Source organism: Streptomyces sp. NPDC026206, from assembly GCF_040638465.1.
Taxonomy (GTDB): Bacteria; Actinomycetota; Actinomycetes; order Streptomycetales; family Streptomycetaceae; genus Streptomyces.
The window spans coordinates 338,056-361,295 of record NZ_JBEZYL010000002.1 but is presented as its reverse complement, the minus strand read 5'-3'; the positions used below and the strand labels follow the sequence as shown (position 1 = coordinate 361,295).

At 72.0% G+C, this 23,240-nt stretch carries 20 protein-coding genes; 8 read left to right on the top strand and 12 right to left on the bottom strand.

What is annotated here, in order from left to right; all coding sequences use genetic code 11:
- Nucleotides 1-34: 34 nt before the first annotated feature.
- From AB0F13_RS05080 to AB0F13_RS05055, 6 genes are all read right to left on the bottom strand, one after another.
- The gene (locus tag AB0F13_RS05080; RefSeq protein WP_362075347.1) at nucleotides 35-1,426 is read right to left on the bottom strand and encodes an 8-oxoguanine deaminase; all 1,392 of its coding nucleotides are present in this window, start codon (nucleotides 1,424-1,426) and stop codon (nucleotides 35-37) included.
- A 13-nt stretch (nucleotides 1,427-1,439) separates the two neighbouring features.
- The gene (pucL, locus tag AB0F13_RS05075) at nucleotides 1,440-2,336 is read right to left on the bottom strand and encodes a factor-independent urate hydroxylase (protein ID WP_362075344.1); all 897 of its coding nucleotides are present in this window, start codon (nucleotides 2,334-2,336) and stop codon (nucleotides 1,440-1,442) included.
- Nucleotides 2,337-2,340: 4 nt separating this feature from the next.
- Nucleotides 2,341-2,697 (bottom strand): hydroxyisourate hydrolase, encoded by a 357-nt coding sequence (gene uraH / locus AB0F13_RS05070; protein ID WP_362075341.1) that lies wholly within the window; start codon nucleotides 2,695-2,697, stop codon nucleotides 2,341-2,343.
- Nucleotides 2,694-3,224: a 2-oxo-4-hydroxy-4-carboxy-5-ureidoimidazoline decarboxylase gene (gene uraD / locus AB0F13_RS05065; RefSeq protein WP_362075338.1), complete on the bottom strand. Its 531-nt coding sequence runs from the start codon at nucleotides 3,222-3,224 to the stop codon at nucleotides 2,694-2,696. Before uraD ends, uraH begins: the two co-directional genes overlap by 4 nt.
- Nucleotides 3,225-3,353: 129 nt before the next feature.
- Nucleotides 3,354-3,692, bottom strand: coding sequence for a helix-turn-helix domain-containing protein (locus AB0F13_RS05060; protein WP_362076035.1), 339 nt, complete (start codon nucleotides 3,690-3,692; stop codon nucleotides 3,354-3,356).
- A 44-nt stretch (nucleotides 3,693-3,736) separates the two neighbouring features.
- Entirely contained in the window at nucleotides 3,737-4,006 is a 270-nt protein-coding gene (locus AB0F13_RS05055; protein WP_362075335.1) for a hypothetical protein, read from the bottom strand.
- A 180-nt stretch (nucleotides 4,007-4,186) separates the two neighbouring features.
- Between AB0F13_RS05055 and AB0F13_RS05050 the strand changes: the two genes are divergently transcribed.
- From AB0F13_RS05050 to AB0F13_RS05035, 4 genes are all read left to right on the top strand, one after another.
- Nucleotides 4,187-5,020 (top strand): TIM barrel protein, encoded by an 834-nt coding sequence (locus tag AB0F13_RS05050; RefSeq protein WP_362075332.1) that lies wholly within the window; start codon nucleotides 4,187-4,189, stop codon nucleotides 5,018-5,020.
- A 296-nt stretch (nucleotides 5,021-5,316) separates the two neighbouring features.
- Complete coding sequence (locus tag AB0F13_RS05045) at nucleotides 5,317-6,204, top strand: 2-hydroxy-3-oxopropionate reductase (RefSeq protein WP_362075329.1); 888 nt, start codon at nucleotides 5,317-5,319, stop codon at nucleotides 6,202-6,204.
- Nucleotides 6,201-7,922: a glyoxylate carboligase gene (gcl, locus tag AB0F13_RS05040; protein ID WP_362075326.1), complete on the top strand. Its 1,722-nt coding sequence runs from the start codon at nucleotides 6,201-6,203 to the stop codon at nucleotides 7,920-7,922. Before AB0F13_RS05045 ends, gcl begins: the two co-directional genes overlap by 4 nt.
- Before the next feature lie 173 nt (nucleotides 7,923-8,095).
- Nucleotides 8,096-8,818, top strand: a complete 723-nt coding sequence (locus tag AB0F13_RS05035) for a hypothetical protein (RefSeq protein WP_362075323.1) — start codon at nucleotides 8,096-8,098, stop codon at nucleotides 8,816-8,818.
- A 232-nt stretch (nucleotides 8,819-9,050) separates the two neighbouring features.
- On the opposite strand, the gene AB0F13_RS05030 is transcribed toward AB0F13_RS05035, so the two are convergent.
- A complete protein-coding gene (locus AB0F13_RS05030; protein ID WP_362075320.1) occupies nucleotides 9,051-10,700 on the bottom strand; it encodes an AMP-binding protein in 1,650 nt (549 codons plus the stop codon).
- On the bottom strand, nucleotides 10,697-12,400 hold the full coding sequence (locus AB0F13_RS05025) for an AMP-binding protein (protein ID WP_362075317.1): 1,704 nt from the start codon (nucleotides 12,398-12,400) through the stop codon (nucleotides 10,697-10,699). The genes AB0F13_RS05030 and AB0F13_RS05025 overlap by 4 nt, the downstream gene beginning before the upstream one ends.
- A gap of 288 nt (nucleotides 12,401-12,688) precedes the next feature.
- Between AB0F13_RS05025 and AB0F13_RS05020 the strand changes: the two genes are divergently transcribed.
- Together AB0F13_RS05020 and lysA are read left to right on the top strand one after the other, a co-directional pair.
- Nucleotides 12,689-13,090: an SAV_915 family protein gene (locus tag AB0F13_RS05020; protein ID WP_362075314.1), complete on the top strand. Its 402-nt coding sequence runs from the start codon at nucleotides 12,689-12,691 to the stop codon at nucleotides 13,088-13,090.
- Nucleotides 13,091-13,098: 8 nt separating this feature from the next.
- A complete protein-coding gene (gene lysA / locus AB0F13_RS05015; RefSeq protein ID WP_362076032.1) occupies nucleotides 13,099-14,475 on the top strand; it encodes a diaminopimelate decarboxylase in 1,377 nt (458 codons plus the stop codon).
- Between the two features lie 169 nt (nucleotides 14,476-14,644).
- On the opposite strand, the gene AB0F13_RS05010 is transcribed toward lysA, so the two are convergent.
- Nucleotides 14,645-15,121 carry a DUF1453 domain-containing protein gene (locus AB0F13_RS05010; protein WP_362075311.1) on the bottom strand — a complete coding sequence of 159 codons (477 nt, stop codon included), beginning with the start codon at nucleotides 15,119-15,121 and terminating at the stop codon, nucleotides 14,645-14,647.
- A 66-nt stretch (nucleotides 15,122-15,187) separates the two neighbouring features.
- Here AB0F13_RS05010 and AB0F13_RS05005 point away from each other — a divergent pair, with 66 nt between their 5' ends.
- Together AB0F13_RS05005 and AB0F13_RS05000 are read left to right on the top strand one after the other, a co-directional pair.
- Entirely contained in the window at nucleotides 15,188-15,811 is a 624-nt protein-coding gene (locus AB0F13_RS05005; protein WP_362075308.1) for a TetR family transcriptional regulator C-terminal domain-containing protein, read from the top strand.
- 207 nt (nucleotides 15,812-16,018) lie between these two features.
- On the top strand, nucleotides 16,019-17,188 hold the full coding sequence (locus AB0F13_RS05000) for a CorA family divalent cation transporter (protein ID WP_362075305.1): 1,170 nt from the start codon (nucleotides 16,019-16,021) through the stop codon (nucleotides 17,186-17,188).
- Nucleotides 17,189-17,226: 38 nt separating this feature from the next.
- On the opposite strand, the gene AB0F13_RS04995 is transcribed toward AB0F13_RS05000, so the two are convergent.
- From AB0F13_RS04995 to AB0F13_RS04985, 3 genes are read right to left on the bottom strand one after another with little or no spacing between them, the layout of a single operon-like run.
- A complete protein-coding gene (locus AB0F13_RS04995; RefSeq protein WP_362075302.1) occupies nucleotides 17,227-20,130 on the bottom strand; it encodes an NHLP bacteriocin export ABC transporter permease/ATPase subunit in 2,904 nt (967 codons plus the stop codon).
- Nucleotide 20,131: 1 nt separating this feature from the next.
- Nucleotides 20,132-22,420, bottom strand: coding sequence for an NHLP family bacteriocin export ABC transporter peptidase/permease/ATPase subunit (locus AB0F13_RS04990; protein WP_362075299.1), 2,289 nt, complete (start codon nucleotides 22,418-22,420; stop codon nucleotides 20,132-20,134).
- On the bottom strand, nucleotides 22,417-23,223 hold the full coding sequence (locus tag AB0F13_RS04985) for an HlyD family efflux transporter periplasmic adaptor subunit (RefSeq protein WP_362075296.1): 807 nt from the start codon (nucleotides 23,221-23,223) through the stop codon (nucleotides 22,417-22,419). Before AB0F13_RS04985 ends, AB0F13_RS04990 begins: the two co-directional genes overlap by 4 nt.
- Nucleotides 23,224-23,240 lie beyond the last annotated feature (17 nt).

Sequence of the window (23,240 nt, the reverse complement as noted above, 5' to 3'; positions counted from 1 at the left end):
CCGTCCCCCTCGGCGGGTCCGGCAGTGCGGCGGTTCAGCCCGCGCCGGCCGCGATCCGCGCCAGGCGGCGGGCCTCGGCACGGGCCTCGCGGGCGATGGTGTCCTCGTCCGCGGTGAGCAGACGGCCGTCCTCGACGACGGGCTCGCCGTTGATGAGGCAGAGGGTGACGGGCGCGGGAGCGCCGAGGACGAGGGCGGCGACGGGGTCGGCGATGGTGGAGTGGCCGAGGCCGTCGAGCCTCCACAGCACCAGGTCGGCGAGCTTGCCGGCCTCCAGCGAGCCGATCTCCTGTGCCCGGCCCAGGACTTGGGCGCCGCCGTACGTGCCCAGGCGCAGCGCCTGCCGGACGTCGAGGGCCGCTTCCCCGCCGGCGAGCCGGTGGACGAGGAGGGCGTTGCGCAGCTCGGTGTGGAGCTCGCCGGACTCGTTGGAGGCGGTGCCGTCGACGCCGAGGCCGACGGGGACGCCCGCGCGCAGCATGCCGGGGACGCGGGCGGTGCCCGCGCCGAGCCGGGCGTTGGAGGAGGGGCAGTGCGCCACGCCCGTACCGGTGCGGGCGAACGCCTCGATGTCGGCGTCGTTCATGTGGACGCAGTGGGCCATCCATACGTCCTCGCCGAGCCAGCCGGTGGACTCGAAGTAGTCCGTCGGCCCCATGCCGAACAGTTCCTTGCAGAAGTGCTCCTCCTCCACGGTCTCCGAGCCGTGCGTGTGCAGCCGTACGCCCTTGCGGCGGGCCAGCGCGGCGGACTCCCGCAGGAGTTCGGTGGAGACGGAGAAGGGCGAGCAGGGCGCGACGCCCATGCGCAGCATCGAGCCGAAGGAGGGGTCGTGATGGGTGTCGATGGCCTCCTCGGTGGCCGAGAGCGCGGCCTGCGTGGTCTCCACGGCGAAGTCCGGGGGCAGCCCCCCTGCCGACGCGCCGCGGTCCATGGACCCGCGGGTGGGGCTGAACCGCACGCCCATCTCGCGGGCCGCGCGGATCTCGGCACCCAGGAGGTCGCCCGCGCCCCGGGGGAAGACGTAGTGGTGGTCCATGGCCGTGGTCACGCCGCCGCGCACCATCATGGCGAGGGAGCCGCGCGCGGCCGCGTACACCATCGTCTCGTCGATGCGGGCCCACGTGGGGTAGAGGGCCACGAGCCAGTCGAAGAGGTTGGAGTTCTGGGCGAGGCCCCGGGTGAGCCATTGGTAGAAGTGGTGGTGGGTGTTGACGAGGCCGGGGGTGGCCAGGTGCCCGGTGCCGTCGACGCGGCGGACGACGTCCGTGAGGCCGGCGGGCGCCGCTCCCGGGCCGACGGACTCGATGGTGTTGCCGGCGACGACGATGTGGCCGCGGGCGTACTCGGTGTCGTTCGCGTCGACGGTCGCGATGGCGCAGTTCTCCACGACGACGCGGGTGACCGGTGAGGGGGGTGCTGCCATGGTTGCTGTGTCCTTAGAGGTTCGTCATGTCCACCGGTATGCCGGGCTCGGCGCCGTCGCGCAGGATGGTCGCCTCGATGAGGCCGTACGGGCGGTCCGCCGCGTAGTAGACCTCGTTGTCGTTCTTCAGGCCGAAGGGCGTGAGGTCGGCCAGGAAGTGGTGCTTGTTGGGAAGGGAGAGCCGTATCTCGTCGATCCCCGGGCAGTGGTCGATGACGCGCGACCCCATCTGGTAGAGCGTCTGCTGCAGGGAGAGCGAATAGGTTCCGGCAAAGGCGGCCAGGAGGTGCTCGCGGGCCTGTCGGTAGGAGCGGTCCCAGTCCCCCGGCGGCTCCGGGGCCGCGTCACCGGTCCACGCGTGGCGCCAGCGGGCGTGCACCTGGGTGGCGAGGACGCGGTCGCGGGTCTCGGGGAGGGTGGTGTAGCGGTCCTTGACGTAACCGTGGAACTCGGAGTCGGTGGAATTCAGCACGACGAGGTCCTTCAGCCCCGAGACGATCTGCCACGCGCCGCCGTCGAAGGTGATCTGCGCGGTACGGGTCTCCTGGTTCGTGCGGACGAAGGAGTGCTGTTGGGGACCGGGAACGCCGATGCGCTCCCAGGCGTACTCCTCGATGCGGATACGGGCGCTCCGGATCGATTCCTGGCTGGTCACGAAGTGCCGGGCCAGGTGGATGCCGAACTGCTCGGCGGAGGCGATGCCGTGTTCCTTGGCGAAGGCGAAGACGGTGTTCTTGGTGGTGTCGGTCGTGAGGACGTTGGCGTTGGAGCCGGAGAGGTGGACGTCCTCCATGTCACCGGAGAGGGAGACGGAGACGCTGAGGTCCTTGATGTGGTGCGTGGCGCCGTCACGGACGACTCTCACGACACGGTTCTCGGCCTTGCCGTACTGGTTCTGCCCCAGGATCACGGTGCTAGCTCCCTCGGTATACGGAGTAGCCGAACGGGCTGTGCAGCAGGGGCACGTGGTAGTGCTCGCCCGGGGCGACGGAGAAGGTCACCGTCACTTCCGGGAAGAAGGCTGCGCCCGCGGCCGGCTGGGCTGCTGACGGACGGTGCCCGACGTCGAAGCGCAGGCGCGCGTGGGTGCCACCGGGCGGCAGCGCGGGCAGGTCCGCACAGCGGCCGTCCGTGTCGGTCTTCGACGCGCCGAGCAGGCGCCAGCCGCCGCGGTCGCGTACGGACAGCTCCACGGCCACACCGGCGGCGGGGAGCCCGGCCGAGGTGTCCAGGATGTGCGTGGAGACCGACGCGGTCGTTGCGGTACTCATGGGCGGCCCGCTCCTTCCCCTGCGTGCTGTACGGCGAGCCGGGCCAGCCGGATGCGGTTGATCCTGCCCAGCTCCCCGCGAACGATCTCGCGCTCGCGTTCCGGGCTGTTGTCGATCCGGTTACGGATGGCATCACGCATCTGTGCGGCCGTCAGCCCGGTGGCGCAGATCAGGAAGACGTGTCCGAACCGCTCCTGGTAGGCCAGGTTGAGGCCGAGCATCTCGGCTCTGAGTTCCTCGGGGGCGCCCGCCATGCCGCGCTGCTCGCGGGAGGAGACGAGGTCCCCGGGCGCCGGGCGCCCGATCGGCGGGTGCCCGGCCATCGCCTCCGCCAGGTCCGCCGCGCCGAGGCGGGCGACGGCGGCGTCGCTGGCCGTCAGCAGTTCCTCGGCGTCGCGGTACGGGCGGCCGGTGAGGATGTCGTTCGCCCACGCGGTGCTGGCGCAGATCTCGTGCAGGGCGGACCGGGCTTTTTGCTCCCCGGCCGCGTTGAACCGGGCGAGTCCCGGCGTCGAACTCGAAGTCACGGGAACCTCCGTGGCGCTTCTCGCTGCGCTCGGTTGAGCTGCGCATAGCTAACGCCCTGACGAACACCGCGTCAACAGTTTGTTGAAAAACTGCTCGCGCCGCCGCCCTGCGGTCACCAGGACCTCACGCTAGGACCCGCCCTCACTCTCCCGGGCACGCTTCTCGTCCTGGGCGTTGATGTAGTTGTAAACGGTGAAGCGGCTGACGCCGAGCGCGGCGGCGACCGTCTCCACGCCGTGCCGCAGCGTGAAGGCGCCGCGCGTCTCCAGGCTGCGGACGACCGACTGCTTGGCGCGGCGGTCGAGTTCCGCCAGCGGCCTGCCGTGCCTGCGCTCCAGGTCGGCAAGGATGCGCTCCAGCGAGTCGGCCAGGTGCGGGAGCCGTACGGCGACGACGGCGCGGCCCTCCCACGAGAGGACGACGTCGTCACCCCCGGCCTGCTCCGGTGCGAGCATGTGCCCGCCCATGGCGTCCACGAGCGGCTTGACGGCTGCGCGGAAGAGTTCCTCGCTCACGCGTCGTCCTGCACGGCGCCGTTGGCGGCGCCGACCACGTTGACCTGCAACGACACCCGGGTGGCGCCCGCCCTGAGGGACTCGCGCAGCAGCGCGTCCAGGGCCGTCAGCACGGCGTCGGCGCGGCCTTCGACGGTGTTGCCGAACGGGCCGACGTCGACGGCGTCCAGCTCTGCGCCCTGGACGACCTCGCGCGCCGCCACGGCGTGGGGCGGGGGCTCGTCGAGGTCGAACGGCTCGGTCGTGAACTCCACTCTCAATCGCACCCGGTCAACGTACTGCGCGGGAGCGGGGACTGGAACGCGGACCGGAACGCGGGCCGGAACACGGACGGGAACGCAGGTCGGACCAGACTCTTGACAGGGTCCACGAGGCGGCGGCAGCCTTTTCCTATCGCGGAATAGTTTTTCCGTATCCCGGAAGACAGGGAAAGGAGCTGGGTTGCTGTGACGGGCCTCTGCGATCACCGCTTCGATGTGAACCTCTCGATCCTCTTCACGGAGCTGCCCCTGTTGGAGCGGCCTGCGGCGGCGGCAGCGGCTGGCTTCACCGCGGTCGAGCTGTGGTGGCCCTGGCCGGGCTCACCGGTGCCGGACGACAGCGAACTCGCCGCGCTGCGGGATGCGTTGAACCGTGCCGGGACGCGACTGGTCGGGCTGAACTTCTACGCGGGCCTCCTGCCCGGCCCGGACCGGGGCGCGCTGTCCGTGCCGGGCGCGGAATCGGAGCGCTTCCGCGCCAACGTCGACGTCGCGGCCGGCTTCGCCCGGTCGCTGGGCTGCGGGGCGCTCAACGCGCTGTACGGCAACCGCGTCGAGGGCGTGCCGCCCGGCCTGCAGGACGCGCTCGCCCTGGAGAACCTCGCGCTCGCGGCGCGGGCCGCGGACCGGGCGGGGGCGGTGCTCCTCATCGAACCGCTCAACGCCCTTGAGTCACCGCGGTATCCGCTGGTGACGGCGGCGGACGCGGTGACGGTCGTCGACAAGGTCAACGCCATTACTGGCCTGGGCAACGCCCGGCTCCTCATGGACCTCTACCACGTGGCCATGGGCGGCGAGGACGTGAACCGGGCCATCGACCTCTACGCCGGCCGCACGGGCCACGTCCAGATCGCGGACGTCCCCGGCCGCGGCGCCCCCGGCACCGGCGACCTCGGCCTCACCGCCCTCCTCGACCGCCTGCGCGAGGCCGGCTACGACGACTGGATCGGCCTCGAATACCGCCCGGCCGCGGCGAGCGCGGACAGCTTCGGCTGGCTGACGGGTGCGGCGCCGCGGTGACCGACATACGGCGCCGCCGCGGTGCGGGGCTCCGCCCCGGACATGCGGCGCCACCGCGGTGCGGGGCTCCGCCCCGGCCCCGGTCCTCAATCGCCGGACGGGCTGCATCCGCGCCACCTCCACTCCGCCAGGGTTTCCCGTCTCCACCCCGCCCGGTGTGCCACCTCCAGCCCGCCCGGCGCTTGAGGGCAAGAAACGGTGAAAGGGCGGGTCAGGGGCAAAATCCACCACCCGCAACGCAACGCAAGGGCACCGCACCCCACCCGCACCCCCGATCCCACCCCGAAAGGAACGCAATGGCACTGCCCCGCATCGCCTGGATAGGCCTCGGCATCATGGGCTCACCCATGGCCGGGAATCTGCTCAAGGCCGGGTACCGGGTCACCGGGTACACACTCGAACCGCACAAGCTCGACCGCCTCGCGGCAAACGGCGGCACCCCCGCCGCATCCGTGCGGGACGCGGTCCGCGGCGCCGACGTCGTCGTCACCATGGTCCCCGCCGACCCCCACGTCACGGCCATCGCCTACGGCGACGACGGCGTGCTCGCCAACGCCGCACCCGGCACCCTCTTCATCGACATGTCCTCGATCACCCCGCGGACCTCCGCCGACCTCGCGCGCGCCGCCGCCACGCACGGCGTACGCGTCCTGGACGCACCCGTGTCCGGCGGCGAGGCCGGAGCCGTGGAAGGCACCCTGTCGATCATGGTGGGCGGCGACGAAGCCGACTTCGCCGAGGCCAGGCCGCTCCTGGAGGCGCTCGGCGCGACCATCGTCCACTGCGGGCCCCACGGATCGGGCCAGACCGTCAAGGCCGCCAACCAGCTGATCGTCGCCGCCAACATCCAGGCCTGCGCGGAGGCCGTCGTCTTCCTGCGGAAGTCGGGCGTGGACCTCACCGCCGCGCTGGAGGTGCTGGGCGGCGGCCTCGCCGCCTCCGCCGTCCTGGCCCGCAAGCAGCACAACTTCCTCGCCCACGACTTCGCCCCCGGCTTCCGGATCGACCTGCACCACAAGGACATGGGCATCGTCACCGCCGCCGCCCGCGAGGTGGGTGCCGCGCTACCGCTGGGCGCCGTCGTGGCGACCCTGGTCGCAGCAGCCCGCGACCGGGGCGACGGCGACCTGGACCACTCGGCGCTCCTGCGGGGCGTCGAGGGGCTGTCGGGGATCGCGTCATGAGCGCGGTCACCATGCCCGCCATGCAGGCGGCCGTGCACATCATGAAGGACGAGGGCGTCGACATCGCCTTCGGCTGTCCCGGAGCCGCGATCCTGCCCCTGTACAAGGCGATGGAGGTCGTCGGCGGCATCGAGCACCTCACCGTCCGCCACGAGGAGGGCGCGACCCACATGGCCGACGGCTGGGCCCGCACCAACGGCCGTGCCGGTGTCGCCATCGCCACCTCCGGGCCCGGCGGCACCAACCTCGTCACCGGCCTGTACACCGCGTTCGCCGACTCGATCCCCATGGTCTGCGTCACCGGCCAGGCGGTCTCCGGCAAGCTGCACCAGGAGGCGTTCCAGGCGGTCGACATCGTCGCGATCGCCCGTCCCGTCACCAAGTGGGCGGTCCAGGTCAAGGAAGCGGCGCAGATTCCGTGGATCTTCCGCGAGGCGTTCCGGACCGCACGCGAGGGGCGGCCCGGGCCCGTACTGATCGACATCCCGGTCGACATCGCCCAGCAGTCGATCCGCTACGACGCCGCGACGGACGCGCCGCTGCCGTCACGGGCCGTCGAGCCCCATCCGCCCCGTGTGGAGGCCGTCCTGGATCTGCTGCTGGCGGCCGAACGGCCGCTGATCCTGGCCGGCGGCGGGGTGATCCTCGCCGGGGCCGCGGGCGGACTGCGCGCGCTGGTGGAGCATCTGGGTGTGCCCTTCCAGGTCACCCTCATGGGCAAGGGCGCCATCGAGGACGACCACGAGCTCAACATGGGCACCACGGGCATCCAGACCTCTCAGCGGTACGCCAACGCCTCGTTCCTGGAGTCCGACTTCGTGCTCGCGGTCGGCGCCCGCTTCGGCGACCGGCACACGGGCGCCGACACCGCCACGTACAAGGGCGGGCGGACGTTCGTGCACGTCGACATCGAGCCCACCCAGCTGGGCCGGGTCATCGAACCCGACCTCGGTGTCGTCTCCGACGCCCGGCTCTTCCTCGCCGCGCTGCTGGAGGCCACCCGGACGCGCGGCGTCGCGCCGGACATCGCGCCGTGGGTCGCGCGCTGCCGGGAGCTGAAGAGGAGCCTGACCCGGCGCGAGGACTTCGACACGGTGCCCATCAAGGCCCCCCGGATCTACAAGGAGATCAACGAGGCCTTCGCCCCGGACACCTACTTCGTCACCGCCATCGGCCTGTACCAGATCTGGGGCGGCCAGCATCAGAAGGCACACCTGCCGCGCCGCTACCAGGTGTGCGGCCAGGCCGGCCCGCTCGGCTGGGAGGTCCCGGCCGCGATCGGCGTGAAGAAGGCGCTGCAGGGCATGGGCCGGGGCGGGACGGAGGTGGTCGCCGTCGTCGGGGACTACGGCTTCCAGTACATGGTCGAGGAGCTGGCGGTCGCGGCGCAGTACGACGTCCCGTACGTGCTGATCATGCTGAACAACGAGTACCTGGGCCTGATCCGGCAGGCTTCGGCCGGGTACGACATGAACTACCAGGTCGACATCCACTACGACGAGACGGGTACGGACCACGTCACCCTCATGCGGGCGTACGGCTGTTCGGGGCGGCGCGTCGTCGATCCGGCGGACATCCGGCCGGCGATCGAGTGGGCCCGCAAGGAGGCCGTCTCGACCTCGCGCCCGGTGCTGGTCGAAATCATGATCGAGCGCGAGGCGAACACCCCGCACGGACCGGACATCGACGCCGTGCGCGAGTACGAGCCCCTCCCGTAACGGCCGCACCACAGACCCCGGGCGGCGGCGCCGGTACCTGTCCTGTCGCGCCCCCCGGCGCCGCCGTCCGGCCTTCACTCACCCCCGCCTTGGCGATTCACTCCCCGGCCGCCCCCGCATCGTGGACGATGGGGTACCCCACGACCCCTACGGACCCCTCGCTGGAGCCGAAGATGGCCAAGAGCGTGCCGGTGCACTGCCCCACGTGCCGCCGGGAGCACTCCTTCACCCCGCCCACTTTCCCCTGCGCGTGCGGTGCCCCGCTCACCGTGCCCGTACGGGCCGATGCCACACCGGAGTTACTGGCGCGCCGGACCTGGCGCGACTCCTGGGTGGCGGTGCGCTGCCCGTCCTGCGACCGCCAGGGCCAGTGGCCGCGTCCGGAGTTCGGCTGCTCCTGCGGGACGGTCGTACGACTGCCCGTGCAGCCCGCGGGCGAGCCGGCGCCCGAGCGGCCGGCCACCGAAGCGGAGGAGGCGGCGCGGCCGCCCCGGCCGGCCCCGCGCCCGGCCTTCCGGCCGGTGACCATCCGCACCGAGCGCGACGCGGTCATGGCCGCCGAGCGCTATCTGCGGTGGCTGGGCTTCACCGACGTACGCCGCCCCGCGAACTGCCCGGCGCCCGCCGCGTCCGGCGTGGACCTGCGCGCCACCGGCCTGGTCGCCCGCGTCGACCCGACGACGTTGCCGACCACCCTGCGCGACATCGAGTGCCTGTGGCTGCACGGGCTGCTCGACGCTGCGGTCAGTGCCTGTTTCTCCCTGGCGGGCTACGCGGGCGACGCCCGCTGCCGGGCCGACGACCTGCGACTGCCGCTGTTCGTGATGGACCTCACCGGCACGCCCCAGGCCCTCAACGACTGGGCCGACGAGCTGGTGCGGCACGGCAAGGGCTGAGCCCGCAGGCACCGCGAAGCTCAATTCTTGCTCTGAACTGCCCGCAGAACATGGCCACTTGGCCCTGAACGGGCGGAGACTGTGCGCAGGGCCCGCGAGACACGGGGGAACGCGGGCCCGTCCACGGGGGAAACAACGGGGGACAAGGCACGGGGGGTCGTGGGGGGAGGGCCGCAGGCGGCCCTCCCCCCACTGCGTGCCCGCCCCTACGACCGGGTCACCGCCGCCGCCCCTACGGCTGGGTCACCGCCGCCGCCCCGGCACTCAGCAGGGCCGTCGCCTCCTGCCTCAGCTCCACCTTGCGCACCTTGCCGCTGACGGTCATGGGGAACGCGTCCATCACCCGCAGATGGCGCGGCACCTTGTAGTGCGCGAGCCGGCCACGGCAGTAGCGGGCGAGCTCGTCGCGGGTGAGGGTGGCGGCGGGGTCGTGGAGGATGACGCAGGCCATGATCTCCTCGCCGTACTTCTCGTCGGGGACGCCGATGACCTGCACGTCGGAGATCTTGGGGTGGGAGTGGAGGAATTCCTCGATCTCGCGCGGGTAGACGTTCTCCCCACCTCTGATGATCATGTCTTTGATGCGGCCGACGATCCGTACGTAGCCGTCCTCGTCCATCACCGCGAGGTCGCCGGTGTGCATCCAGCGGTCGGCGTCGACGGCTTCGGTGGTGCGCTCGGCGTCGTCCCAGTAGCCGAGCATCACCGAGTAGCCCCGGGTGCACAGCTCGCCCGGCTCGCCACGGCCGGCCGTGGCGCCCGTCGCCGGGTCGGTGATCTTCACCTCGACGTGCGGCAGCACCGTGCCGACGGTGCCGGTGCGGCGGCCGAGGTCGTCGTCGCGCCGGGTCTGGGTGGAGACCGGGGAGGTCTCGGTCATCCCGTAGCAGATGGCCACCTCGGCCATGTGCATCTCCGTCACGACCCGCTTCATCACCTCCGACGGGCACGGCGAACCCGCCATGATGCCGGTGCGCAACGAGGACAGGTCGTACCCGGCGAAGTCGGGCAGGCCCAGCTCGGCGATGAACATGGTGGGCACGCCGTAGAGCGAGGTGCAGCGCTCCCGCTCGACGGCGCGCAGGGTGGCGGCGGCGTCGAAGGCCGGGGCGGGGATGACCACGCACGCGCCGTGCGAGGTGGCTGCGAGGTTTCCCATGACCATGCCGAAGCAATGGTAGAAGGGCACGGGCAGCGCGATGCGGTCCCGCTCGATGTAGCCGAGGGCCTCTCCCACGAAGTAGCCGTTGTTGAGGATGTTGCGGTGGGAGAGCGTCGCGCCCTTGGCGAAGCCGGTGGTGCCGGAGGTGTACTGGATGTTGACCGGGTCGTCGCAGTGCAGCAGGGCCTCCCGCTCGGCGAGCCGCTCCGGGTCGGTGGCCGCGCCGAGGCGCACGAGCCCGTCCCAGGTGGCATCGCCGGTGTAGACGACGTCGCGCAGGGCCGGGCAGGTGGCGCGGACCTGCTCGACCATGCGGCGGTAGTCGCTCGTGCGGTGCCTCAGGGAGGAGACGAGCACGCCGATCCCCGCCTGACGCAGGACGTATTCCAGTTCGTGCACCCGGTAGGCCGGGTTGACGTTGACCATGATGGCGCCGATGCGGGCGGTGGCGTACTGCACCATGACCCACTCGGGGCAGTTGACGGCCCAGACGCCCACCCGGTCACCCTTGGCCACGCCCTTGGCCAGCAGCCCCAGCGCGACCTCCTCCACCGCCCGGGCGAACTGCGCGTACGTCCAGCGCCGGCCGTTCTGCACGTCGACGAGCGCCTCGTGGCCGGCGAAGCGGCTCACCGTACGGGCCAGGTTGGCGCCGATGGTGTCGTCGAGCAGCGGGATGTCGGTGGGGCCGGCCGCGTAGGCGGGGGAAGGTGCGCTCACCGGTGGTCCTCCTCTCGGTACTCGGCGCCGCCGCCCTGTGCGGTGCGCTCGCGCAGCTCGATGCGGCGGATCTTGCCGGACACGGTCTTGGGCAGCTCGGCGAACTCCAGCCGGCGGACGCGCTTGTACGGGGCGAGCACGGCCCGCGAGTGGGCGAACAGGGCCTTGGCGGTGTCAGGGCCCGGCTCCCAGCCCTCGGCGAGGACGACGTACGCCTTCGGCACGGACAGCCGCAGCGGGTCGGGGGCGGGGACGACGGCGGCCTCCGCGACGGCCTCGTGTTCCAGGAGGGCGCTCTCCAGCTCGAAGGGAGAGATCTTGTAGTCGCTGGACTTGAAGACGTCGTCGGCGCGCCCGATGTAGGTGATGTGGCCGTCGGCGTCGCGGGAGCCGATGTCGCCGGTGCGGTAGTAGCCGCCGGCCATGACCTCGGCGGTGCGCTCGGGGTCGCCCGCGTAGCCGGTCATCAGGCCGACGGGCCGCTCGGTCAGGTCGAGGGCGATCTCGCCCTCCTCGGCGGGCCGGCCGGTGTGCGGGTCGAGGAGGACGACGGTGAAGCCGGGGCTGGGGCGGCCCATGGAACCGGTCTTGAGCGGCCGGCCGGGCGGATTGGCGACCTGCACCGAGGTCTCCGTCTGCCCGAAGCCGTCGCGGACGGTGACGCCCCAGGAGCGCCGGACGGCCTCGATGACCTCGGGGTTGAGGGGCTCGCCGGCCGCCACGGCCTCGCGCGGCGGGGTGCGCAGCGCCCCGAGGTCGGCCTGGATGAGCATCCGCCACACGGTGGGCGGGGCGCAGAAGGTCGTGACGCCGCAGCGGTCCATCTCCGCCATGAGGCGGGCCGCGTCGAAGCGCGTGTAGTTGTGGACGAAGACGGTGGCCTCGGCGTTCCAGGGCGCGAAGAGGTTGGACCAGGCGTGCTTGGCCCAGCCGGGAGAGGAGATGTTGAGGTGGACGTCGCCCGGCCGCAGCCCGATCCAGTACATGGTCGACAAGTGACCGATGGGATAGGAGATGTGGCTGTGCTCGACGAGCTTGGGGCGGGCGGTGGTACCGGAGGTGAAGTACAGGAGGAGGGTGTCGTCCGCGAGGGTGGGCCCGTCGGGGGTGAAGACCTCGTCGGCGCCCTGGGAGTCCTCGTAGGCGAGCCAGCCCGCCTCGTCCGTGCCGCCCACGGCGATGCGCGTGTAGTCACCGGGTACGCCGGCGAACTTGGCGGTGTCCTCGGCCCGTACGAGCACATGGCGGGCCCGGCCGCGCCCGATGCGGTCGGCGAGGTCCGCGGGGCCCAGCAGCGGCGTGGCCGGAATGACGACGGCACGCAGCTTCATCGCGGCGAGGGCGGTCTCCCACAGCTCGGTCTGGTTGCCGAGCATGACGAGGAGGCGGTCCCCGGGGCGTACGCCCCGGACGCGCAGCCAGTTGGCGAGCCGGTCCGAGCGCCGGCGCAGTGCGTCAAAGGTCAGGCGGGTCTCGCTGCCGTCCTCCTCCACGATCCACAGGGCGGTGCGGTCGTTGTCCCGGGCGATCTCGTCGAACCAGTCCAGCGCCCAGTTGAAGGTGGTGGGCCGGGGCCAGTCGAAGCCCTCGTACGCCCTCTCGTAGTCCTCACGGTGCGCGAGCAGGAAGTCCCGGGCCGCCCGGAATCCGCTCGCCTGACCGGCCGTGGCCGCCGTTCCGGTCGGGTTCGTTGCCGTCATCTGTCCTCCGGTTGACCCTGGTTCGCGATACTTCCCAATATCTCAAGTCGGCGGGCCGGGGCCAGGGGTGTGCGGGCCGTGGTGCGCGGCGGGGTGAAGATACGGCGTGCGCCGGGGGTGCGGGGGGGGGACGAAGGGGGCGCGCGGAGGTCGCGCCCGTCAACGAGCCGTCAAGGGACCGTCGGGAGGGGTCAACATGCTGTCAAGGAGGCGCTCGCGGGGGCGTGCGCCGGGCATAACGTGACCGACGCATCTCCCTCCCGACACCTTCCGAGGACCGTCATGCATGTGAGCCGTACCCCCGCCGAAGCTGCGGCCGTTGCCGCTGTCACCCGCCACGACAGTCCCAACAGCCTCGAAAGCCACCCGGCCGACGACGGAGAGCCCTCCCATCCGGTCCGGGCGAACCTGCTGTACGTACCCGTACGGCCCTGCCCCGCCGGCTTCGCCCTGCGCGTCTACCGCTCCCCGCTCGGCACCCGCGCGGTCGTCGCCTTCACCACCGTGCGGCGGCTCTCCGACTGCCTGGGCCCGGACGTCACATCGGTCCGTCTCGCGCTGCCGGCCGTCCGGGCCCTGGCCGCGCCGCTCGGCGTCGCACTGGTCTCCGTCGACCCCCAGCTGACCGCGCCGCCCGTGCGGCCCTTCCCCGAGGACACCACGCCCCTCCTGCCGACGTTCCCCGGCTGACTCCTCGCATCCGATCGTTCCCTCGAAGGAGGTCATCCGTGTCCCTTCCCCTGGCCCCCGCCGCCCTCCCGCCTCTGCCCGAGGAGCCCTCGCCCGGCCCCGTGTGGCCCGCCTCCACCCGCGCCCTGCCCTCGGGCGACCTGGCCGTCGGCGGCGTCGCCCTCGCCGAGCTCGCCGACCGCTTCGGCACCCCCTCCTACGTCGTCGACGAGGACGAGGTACGGGCCAGGGCCCGCACCTGGCGCACCGCCCTGCCGGACGCCGACGTCGCCTACGCCGGCAAGGCGTTCCTGTCCCGCACGATGATCCGCTGGATCGAGGAGGAGGGGCTCTGCCTCGACGTCTGCTCGGCCGGCGAACTCGAACTCGCCGCACTCGCGGGCTTTCCCGCCGAGCGCGTGGTCCTGCACGGCAACGCCAAGAGCCCCGACGACCTGCGCACGGCGCTGCGGCTGGGCGTGGGCCGGATCGTCGTCGACAGCACCGGCGAGATCCCCCGGCTCGCCGCCCTGGTCCCGCCCGGCGCCCGCCAGCGGGTCCTGGTCCGCGTGGTGCCGGGCGTCGAGGCCGGCGCGCACGCGGCGGTACGGACCGGGGTCGAGGGGCAGAAGTTCGGGCTGCCGATCGCGGGCGGTGAGGTGGAGGACGCGGTGGCCCGCATCCTGGGCCAGCCCCGCCTCGAACTCGTCGGCCTGCACTGCCACCTCGGCTCCCAGATCGCCTCCGTGCAGCCCTACGTCACCGCCGTGCGGCGCCTGGTCCCGCTGCTGGCCCGCCTCCGCGACCTGCACGGCGTGACCTTCCCCGAACTCGACCTGGGCGGCGGCTTCGCCATCGCCTACCGCGACGGCGATCCGGCGCTGGACCCGCACGCCTACGCCGCCCGGATCACCGGCGAGCTCTCCTTGCAGTGCGCCCACGCCGGCCTGCCGGTCCCCCGCCTCACGGTCGAGCCCGGCCGCTGGATCGCGGGCCCGGCGGGCGTGGCGCTGTACCGGGTGCTCGCCGTGAAGTCCACGGGCAACCGCGTCTTCGTGGCCGTCGACGGCGGCATGAGCGACAACCCGCGCCCCGCGCTGTACGGCGTGCGCTACACGGTCCGCCTGGTGGGCCGCGCCTCGGCGGCGCCCGCACGGCCGGTGACCGTGGTGGGCCGCCACTGCGAGGCGGGCGACATCCTCGCGGAGGACGTGGCGCTGCCGGGCGACATCCGCCCGGGCGACGTACTGGCGGTCCCGGCGTCGGGGGCGTACCACGTCTCGATGGCCTCGGCGTACAACCTCGTCGGCCGCCCCCCGGTGGCCGCGGTGTCCGACGGCCGGGCCCGTCTGCTCGTACGCCGCGAGACCTTGGCGGACCTGCGGAGCCGCGACGTCGGGGAGTGAACGACAGCCCGTCCGGGCACAACAAGCCGGTCCGGGCACAGCCAGGCCGTCCGGGCGCAGCCAGGCCGTCCGGGCGCACACAGCCTGCCCGGGACCAACAGCCCGTCCGGCGCTTGAGGACAGGAAACGGTGAAAGGGCGGGACAGGGGCGAACTCCCCCGCCCAGCGCCTAGCGGAAGCGCTCCGGCGCGAACGGCACCCCGCTGACCAGCCCCCGCCGCCCTATCACCAGCGCCTCACCAAGGAACCCGACCCCGATCGACAGCTGCACCGGCCGGGCCTCCTCCCGCATCCCCATGTGCACCGCGAGGAGACCGAAACCCACCATCACAACCGCCGACACGACCAGAACAAGAAACGTGCGGCCGGTATAGCGCTGCCACAGCACACCCCGCTTCTCGAAGACGTGGACGGTCGTGCCCCGCAGCATCCCGAGGGCGATGCCCAGGGCAGCTCCCGCCACCACCCAGGCAAGATCCGCTCCGGTGAGGTCCTGCGCTTCGGTCAGGGTCCAGACGCCGAGTCCAGTAAGGACGAGAGGAGGCACGAACAGGTCGCGTGCGTTGAGCGGTTCACCGATCAGCCGCTTGATCACGACGGCGACGGCCACCACCGCGATGACAGCGCCCAGCAGCCAGACGTTCATTCGGACCCCTTAAATAGCTCGATCGTGCTAAATAGAATTTAGCCGAGCCGTGCTATAAACGGCAACATGCCGAAGATCGTCGACCGCGAGGCGCGCCGCGAAGCAGTGGCCGACGCCGTCCTGCGCGTGGCCGGCCGGGGCGGCCTGGAGAACGCCTCGCTGCGCAACGTCGCGGAGGAGGCAGGGCTGGCCATCGGCTCGGTCCGGCACTACTTCGCCGGCCACGGCGAGATGATGCTCTTCGCCATGGACGAGCTGGCCCGCCGCATCGACCGGCGGGTCCGCGACCACGCCGGGAGGATCCTGGACCCGGCCACGGACGTCGCGGACCGCCGCGACAGCGTCGAAGAGCTGCTGGCCGAGTTCCTGCCGCTCGACCGGGCACGCCATGAAGAGGCCGCGCTCTGGCTGACCTTCACCACGGCCGCCCGCACACGGCCCGAGCTGCGGCCCCGCGCGGAGAAGCTGCACGATGGCATGCACGAACTGCTCACCCGCGTACTGAACGAGACACAGCGGGCGGGCGGGCTGGCCGAGGGCCTGGACATCGCGGTGGAGACGCTGCGCCTGTCGGCACTGCTCGACGGCCTGGCGCTGCAGGCCGTGCTACGCCCCGACGCCGTCCGCCCGGACACCATGCGGAAGGTGCTGCGCGGGCACCTGGATTCGCTGCGGCCGAAGAGGCACTAGGCCTTGCACCGGCGCAGCAGCAGCCGGCGTTCCAGCAAGGGCGCGATTGAGCTCGCGCCCGGTCACTACGGGCGCCGCTGCCGCGATGGTGGCTATGCCCTCACGGTACGGGCGGGCACTGACAGCGCCCCACGACGCCCCGGACGTTTCATATGAGGCCGTATATCCTGTTCTGCGGTCCAGTGCCGAGCGAGAGGGAAGAGGAACATGCCCGAGCGCCCTCCCCGCCACCGGTCCGCGCCCAGGAAGCACTCGTGGCTGCGTCCCCCGAACGGCCGCACCGCCACCCCGCCCACTCCCCCGGACCGCGCCCCCGGTCCCACCGGCGATCCGGACGGCGACCCGGCCGGCACCCAGGGCAGCGTCGTCCGCGCCGCCGTATACCGCGACGGGCACCGCGTCGCCACTCCGGATTCCCTCGCCGAAACGTATCGGCACCTGCGCGAGCACCCGGAGAGCATGGCGTGGATCGGCCTCTACCGCCCCACCGAGGGGGAACTGCTCTCCCTGGCCGACGAGTTCGACCTCCACCAGCTGGCCGTGGAGGACGCCTTGGAGGCCCACCAGCGCCCCAAACTGGAGCGCTACGGCGACACCCTCTTCGTCGTCCTGCGCGCCGCCCGTTACCTGGACGCCCCCGAGGAGGTCGACTTCGGCGAACTGCACGTCTTCGTCGGCCCAGACTTCCTCATCACCGTCCGGCACGGCGCGGCTCCCGACCTCTCGGCCGTACGCAGCCGCATGGAAGCCACACCGGAACTCCTGGCCCTGGGCCCGGAGGCCGTGCTCTACGCCATCCTCGACGCCGTCGTCGACGGCTACGCCCCGGTCGTGGCGGGCGTGCAGAACGACATCGACGAGATCGAGACCGAGGTCTTCGGCGGCGACCCCGCCGTCTCCCGCCGCATCTACGAACTCGCCCGCGAAATGGTGGAATTCCAGCGGGCCACCCGTCCCCTGGTCGGCATGCTCCACGGCCTCATGGCGGGCTTCACCAAGTACGGCACCGACGACGAGCTCCAGCGCTACCTCCGCGACGTCGCCGACCACGTCACCCACACCAGCGAACGCGTCGACGGCTTCCGGTCGGCCCTGGCCGACATCCTCGCCGTCAACGCCACCCTCGTCACCCAGCAACAGAACGCGGAGATGCGAGCCCTGGCGGAGGCGGGCTTCGAGCAGAACGAGGAGATCAAGAAGATCTCCTCCTGGGCCGCCATCCTCTTCGCCCCCACCCTCGTCGGCACGATCTACGGCATGAACTTCGACCACATGCCCGAGCTGCACTGGGCCTTCGGCTACCCCTTCGCGATCCTGCTGATGGCCGTCGTCTGCGTCAGCCTGTACTTCGTCTTCAAGCGCCGCGACTGGCTCTGAGGCGGAAGGGGACGGCGGCGGGCAATGCACGCGCTCGCTCACCTCAGCTGACGGCGGACCAGCTCGTGGAAGAGGCCGTTGGTGTCGGCGAGCAGTTCGGCGGGCCGGCCCTGCTGGACGATCCGGCCTTCCGACATGGCGATCACCCGGTCGGCGTCCATGACCGTAGAGAGCCGGTGGGCGATCACGATGCGGGTGGCGCGCAGGGCGCGGGTGGACTCGATGACCACGCGCTGGGCTTCGTTGTCCAGTGCGCTGGTGGCCTCGTCGAAGAAGAGGACGCGCGGCTTGCGGATGAGGGCCTGGGCGATCATCAGGCGTTGGCGCTGGCCGCCCGAGACGGTGCCGCCGCCGTCGGACAGCATGGTGTGCATGCCCATGGGCATGGCCTTGATGTCCTCGGCCAGGCCCGCCATCGCGGCGGCCTCCCACGCCTCCTCCAGCGAGAACATCCCCGTGCCGCAGATGCAGTCGAGGATCGAGCCGGAGAAGGGCTGGGCGTTCTGCAGGACGACGCCGCACTGGCGGCGCACGGCCGCCTGGTCGAGTGCCGCCAGGTCCTGGCCGTCGTACAGGACGCTGCCGGAAAGGGGCTTGTCGAAGCCGATGAGCAGCCGCAGCAGTGTCGACTTGCCGCAGCCGCTGGCCCCGACGACGGCGACGAACTCGCCCGGCCGCACCTGGAAGGTGACGTCGTCGAGTACCAGCGGGCCGTCGTCGGTGTACCGGTAGGACAGCTGCCGGGCCTCGATGCCGCCGCTCAGCTCGCCCGGCTGGGCGCTGGAGCCGCGTACCTCCGGGATCTCCTGGAAGACCGGCTTGACCTGCTCGAACATCGGCTGCACGGCGGCGGCCGACAGGAGTGCGCCGGTCAGCTGTGTGACGGAGGAGAGCAGCATCGTCACGGCGGTACTGAAGGTGAGGAACTCACTGGCGGACATGCTGCCCCGGGCCGGTCCGGCCAGCAGCATGAACATCACGAGCGTGCACAGTGGCAGGTAGACCGCGTTGAGCACCGTGATGACGTTCTTGATGCGGCCGATGCGCTGCTGCAGTTCGCGGGTGCGGGCGAACTCCCGTGCCCAGGCGGCGTAGGCGAAGCTCTCGGCGGCGGCGACGCGCAGCTTGGGCAGTCCGCGCAGGGTCTGGAACGCCTGGTTGTTGAGCTTGTTGCCGAGCTTGATCAGCTGCCGCTGGTAGCGCAGTTGCCACAGCCCCAGGCCCAGGAAGACCGCGGCGATGACGAGCAGCATGGCGACCGCCGCCATCGCCAGCGGCACGCTGTAGACGAGCAGCAGGACGAGGTTCATCGTGCCGACGGTGCCCGCCTGCACGGACACCGAGCCGATGCCGGACAGCACGCGGCGGATGGAGCTGATGCCCATGGCCGCGCTCGCCAGTTCGCCGGTGGAACGGCCGGCGAAGAACTTCACCGGCAGCCGCAGCAGCCGGTCCCACACGGCCGGCTGCAGGGTGGCCTCGATGCGGCCCTCCATGCGCAGGATGGAGATGTTCTGCAGCAGCATGAAGGCCGCCGAGACGACACCGGTCGCGATGAGCGCCAGGGCGGTCTGCACGATGAGGCTGTTCTCGGCGTCGGGTACGTACTGGCCGAGCACCTTGCCGGTGGCGATCGGTACGAGCGCGCCCAGGCCGACCGCGACCAGCCCGCCGAGGACGAGGCCGCCCAGCTCCCGCCGGGTGCCGCGCAGGCTGAAGCGCAGCAGTGGCAGCAGGCCCAGCTTCCGGTCCGGCAGCGGGCGGTAGAACATGACGGCGCGGGGTGCGAAGGCGGCCTCGTTGTCCTTGCCTATGCGCTCCCGCGCGCCGGTGGCGTCGACGGCCTCGTATCCGCCGCGCCGCCACAGCAGTGCGACCGGCGCCTCGCTCTCTTCGCGCCGGCCCACCAGGGGCCCGGCGTTCTCCCGCCACCAGCGCCCGCCGAGCCTGACGGTGCGGGTGCGCACGCGCGAGGCGAGCGCGATGCGTTCGACGGGGTCCATCCGTGCGGCGTCGCCCGTTCCGCCCGGTTCGGACAGGGTGATGCCCGCTTCGTCGGCGACGAGGCGGCACACGGCGAGGGTCGCGTCGTCGCTCGCGCCACGGCGGGAGTCCTTGCCGGAGCGGCCGATGGAGGCCAGCAACGCGCGGTCCGCCTGGGTACGGGCGGCTTCGCCGGCCTCGATGCCGGCTGCCGTGCGGTCCTCGTGGGCGCGCTCGAGCTGCTCGATCCAGTGGTCCAGGGCGTACAGCAACCGGTACTGCTGGTCGACCATGCCCTGCCACATCGCCGGGTCGACGAGGAGGGTGCCGGCTGTTCCCGCCTGGTGCCCCTCGTACACGGCGCCGTACTGCACGCTGCCCGGCGTGATCTGCATCCACAGGATGTCGTCGTCGGCCCCGCCCCGGCCGGTGGTGGCCCGGCTCTCCAACGGTGCCTGGTAGAGCACGCGCAGGCCCCGCCCGATGCCGAGGGCGAAGGCGCCCTCCAGGGGGCTCAGCGCTCCGTCGGCGGTACCGGACTGCCACTGGCCGTCGTACCACTGGCCGTCGTACCACTGACCCTCGTACCACTGACCCTCGTACGACTGGTCGCCGTGCTCCGGCCGGTGCAGCTCGCGCAGCTCGATGCGGCGCAGCCGGCAGCCCTGCACCGGCCGGCCGACCAGGGTGTGCGCGGGGCCCTCGGCCGGGCCCAGCAGCAGCGTGCCCGCCTCCAGCCGGCCCAGGAAGTGCCAGTGCCCCACCTGCGCGGCGTCGACGGCGAACAGGTCCAGTTCGCCGTCCTCGACGAGCCACAGCACGAGCGGGCCCTCCAGGGACAGGCTGCGCAGGCCCGTGCAGTCGACGGCCGAGCCGAGCCCGCCCAGGGCCGCCACGACCGAATCGGGAGCCGAAGCATGGGCATTCGAAAGAGAATTCGAAACGGAAGGGGACGTCACCTCAGTGCTCCTTGACCAGTTCGGCGTACGCGCCCTGCGCGGCGATCAGGTACTCGTGCCGGCCGCGTTCCACGACCGTGCCCCGGTCGAGCACGACGATCTCGTCGCTGTCGCGCACCGTGCTCAGCCGGTGGGCGATGACCACGCAGGCGCAGCCGCGGCGGCGCAGGTTGTCGATGACGACCTGTTCGGTCGCCGCGTCCAGGGCGCTGGTCACTTCGTCGAGGACCATGACGCTGGGGCGGCGCACCAGCGCCCGGGCGATCTCCAGGCGCTGGCGCTGGCCGCCGGAGAAGTTGCGGCCGTCCTGCTCGACGCGGCTGTGGATGCCGCCGGGCCGCCGGGCGACCACGTCGTGGACGGCGGCGTCCTGGAGGGCGGCGATGACGTCCTCGTCCGGGATGGAGGGGTCCCACAGTGCGACGTTGTCGCGGACGGTGCCCTCGAAGAGGAAGACGTCCTGGTCGACGAAGGAGACGGAGGCGGCCAGCGCGCCGCGCGGGATGTCCTCCAGCCGCATGCCGTCGATGCGGATGGTGCCCTCCCAGGGGGCGTAGAGGCCGGATATCAGCCGGGAGACGGTGGACTTGCCGCTGCCGGAGCCGCCGACGAGCGCGACCTGCTGCCCGGGGCCGACGCAGAGCGAGAAGTCCTTCAGCAGCGGGGCGTCCAGGGGGCTGTAGCCGAAGGTGACGCCGTCCAGCTCCACGTGGCCCTTGAGGCGGCGGGTACCGGCGGCGGGCTCGCGCCGCGAGTAGACCGGGTCGACGGGGAAGTTCTCGACGTCCTTGAGGCGGGCGACGTCGGCCGCGAAGTCCTGGATCCGTCCGGCCACGCCGTTGAGCCGGGTGATCGGCGCGGTGAAGCTGGTCACCAGGGCCTGGAAGGCCACGAGCAGACCGACCGAGAGGTGCCCCTCCACCGCCCGCAGGCCGCCGATCATCAGGATGAGCGCGCTGTTGAGCGCGGCCAGCGTGGGCGCGACGACCGCCAGCCACGCGCTGGGCACGCCGAGCCGCTGCTGCACGTCGAGGGTGATCGCGTGCTGTCCGGCCCAGCGGCGGAAGAAGCCGTTCTCGCCGCCGGTGGCCTTCATCGTCTCGATGAGCGTCAGGCCGCTGTAGGAGGTGTTGGTGAGCCGGGCGCTCTCGGCGCGCAGCTTCTGGGTGCCGGTGGCCCGCAGGTGGATCACGATGCGCATGGCGACCACGTTGAGCAGCGCGATGCCGATGCCGACGACGGTGAGCTGCGGGTCGTACGTCCACAGCAGCACCGCGTAGAGGACCACCACCACCGCGTCCACACCGGCGGCCGCGAGGTCCCTCGCCAGCGTCTCGGCGACCGCGTCGTTGGACTGCAGCCGCTGGACCAGGTCGGCCGGGTTGCGCTGGGAGAAGAAGGTGACCGGAAGTCTGAGCAGATGCCGCAGGAAGCGGGCGCTGCCCAGCGTGGAGGAGATGATGCGTCCGCGCAGCAGGTTGGCCTGCTGCAGCGCGGTGAGCGTCGCGGTGAGCACCAGGGTGACCGCCATCGACGCGAAGAGCACGCCCAGCGCGGACGTCTGGTCGCCGATCAGGAACATGTCGATGTAGGTACGGCTCAGCGCGGGCACCGCAGCGCCGACGGCGACCAGCAGGAGGCTGGAGAGCACGGCGGCGAGCATGGTGCCCGACGTGCCGCGCAGGCGGGCGGGCAGGGCGCCCATGACGCCGGGCCTGCGGCCGGTGCGGCGGAAGCCCTCGCCGGGCTCGAAGGTGAGCACGACGCCGGTGAAGCTGCTGTCGAACTCCTCCATGGGGACGAACCGCCGGCCCTTGGCCGGGTCGTTGATGTACACGCCGCGGCGGCCGAAGCGGCGGCCCGTGCCGTCGTAGACGACGTAGTGGTTGAACTCCCAGAAGAGGACGGCCGGGGCGCTCACCCCGGCGAGCGCGGCCAGGTCCATCTGCATGCCCTTGGCCGTCAGCCCGTAGGAGCGGGCGGCCTTGAGGAGGTTGCTGGCACGGGAGCCGTCGCGGGAGACGCCGCAGGCGATGCGCAGCTCCTCCAGGGGGACGAAGCGGCCGTAGTGGCCGAGCACCATGGCCAGCGCGGCGGCGCCGCACTCCACCGCTTCCATCTGCAGCACGGTGGGGGTGCGTACGGTCTTCTGCCTGCCGGCTCGGGGCGCGGGTGAGCGTCGGCGCGCTCCGCCCTGGGGCGCGGGGCGGTGGCGCCGGCGTCCGGCGGGCGGGAGCCGGAGGGCCGGGGCCTGGGGCCGCTCCGGGGCGTGTCGCTGCGGCGCGGTCATGGCAGCAGCCAGTCGACGGGGCGCTGTGCGGAGAGGTGGACGGATCCGGTGACCGGCGTCGTGGAGTCGACGGCGTACGGGGGCCCGTCCGCCGAGGACCACCGGTAGCCGGACCTGGTGGCGGAGGAACGTTCCAGCTGCACGAGCACCGCCACGGGGTTCCCCTGCCGGGAGAACTGGGCGGCGAGCCGGTTGTCGCCGAGGAAACCGCCGATCTGCGCCGGCGTCTGGGGCGCGCGGCCGACTGCCTTGACGCGGCCGCGCAGCACGCCGAACCGCCGCTGGGGCACGGACTGGACGCTCAGGTCGACAAGGGCGCCCACGGGGATCGCCGAGCCGCTGCCGCCGGGCACGTACAACATGGCCACCAGTGGGTCGTCCGGATCCTGCACGCGTTCCACGGTCGCCACGTCCGCACCGGTCGTGACGACCGAACCCGTCTTCGCGACCAGGGTCGTCACCCGCCCCCCTGCCACCGCCCGCACGACCCGCACACCCCGGTCCGTAGTGACGTCGAGCAGGGGAGCGCCCGGGGTCACCAGCTGCCCCTCCTTGGCGTGGACGCCGGTGACCTGTCCCGCGAAGGGGCTCTGGAGCATGTAACTGCCCTCGGCGTGGGTGAGGACGCCGGGTACGTTCAGCTTGGAGGACACGGATCCGGTGAAGGCCCAGAAGCTCGCGGCGGCCATGACGACGACCGTGACGGCCAGGACCAGCCGGCCCTGCGGGCGCGCGAAGCGTACGGGCAGGTCGAGCTCTTCGGGCGATTGCAGCTTGGAAAGCGCCTTTTGGCGGAACTGCACGAACTATTCCTTCGACT

Coding starts and splice junctions, on each gene's coding strand:
- uraH (WP_362075341.1), bottom strand. CDS start 2,697: ATGAGTACCGCAACGACCGCGTCGGTCTCCACGCACATCCTGGACACC.
- AB0F13_RS04990 (WP_362075299.1), bottom strand. CDS start 22,420: ATGACCGCGCCGCAGCGACACGCCCCGGAGCGGCCCCAGGCCCCGGCC.
- AB0F13_RS05060 (WP_362076035.1), bottom strand. CDS start 3,692: ATGGGCGGGCACATGCTCGCACCGGAGCAGGCCGGGGGTGACGACGTC.
- AB0F13_RS05000 (WP_362075305.1), top strand. CDS start 16,019: ATGCCCGAGCGCCCTCCCCGCCACCGGTCCGCGCCCAGGAAGCACTCG.
- AB0F13_RS05035 (WP_362075323.1), top strand. CDS start 8,096: ATGGCCAAGAGCGTGCCGGTGCACTGCCCCACGTGCCGCCGGGAGCAC.
- AB0F13_RS05025 (WP_362075317.1), bottom strand. CDS start 12,400: ATGACGGCAACGAACCCGACCGGAACGGCGGCCACGGCCGGTCAGGCG.
- gcl (WP_362075326.1), top strand. CDS start 6,201: ATGAGCGCGGTCACCATGCCCGCCATGCAGGCGGCCGTGCACATCATG.
- AB0F13_RS05005 (WP_362075308.1), top strand. CDS start 15,188: ATGCCGAAGATCGTCGACCGCGAGGCGCGCCGCGAAGCAGTGGCCGAC.
- AB0F13_RS05010 (WP_362075311.1), bottom strand. CDS start 15,121: ATGAACGTCTGGCTGCTGGGCGCTGTCATCGCGGTGGTGGCCGTCGCC.
- AB0F13_RS05045 (WP_362075329.1), top strand. CDS start 5,317: ATGGCACTGCCCCGCATCGCCTGGATAGGCCTCGGCATCATGGGCTCA.
- AB0F13_RS05080 (WP_362075347.1), bottom strand. CDS start 1,426: ATGGCAGCACCCCCCTCACCGGTCACCCGCGTCGTCGTGGAGAACTGC.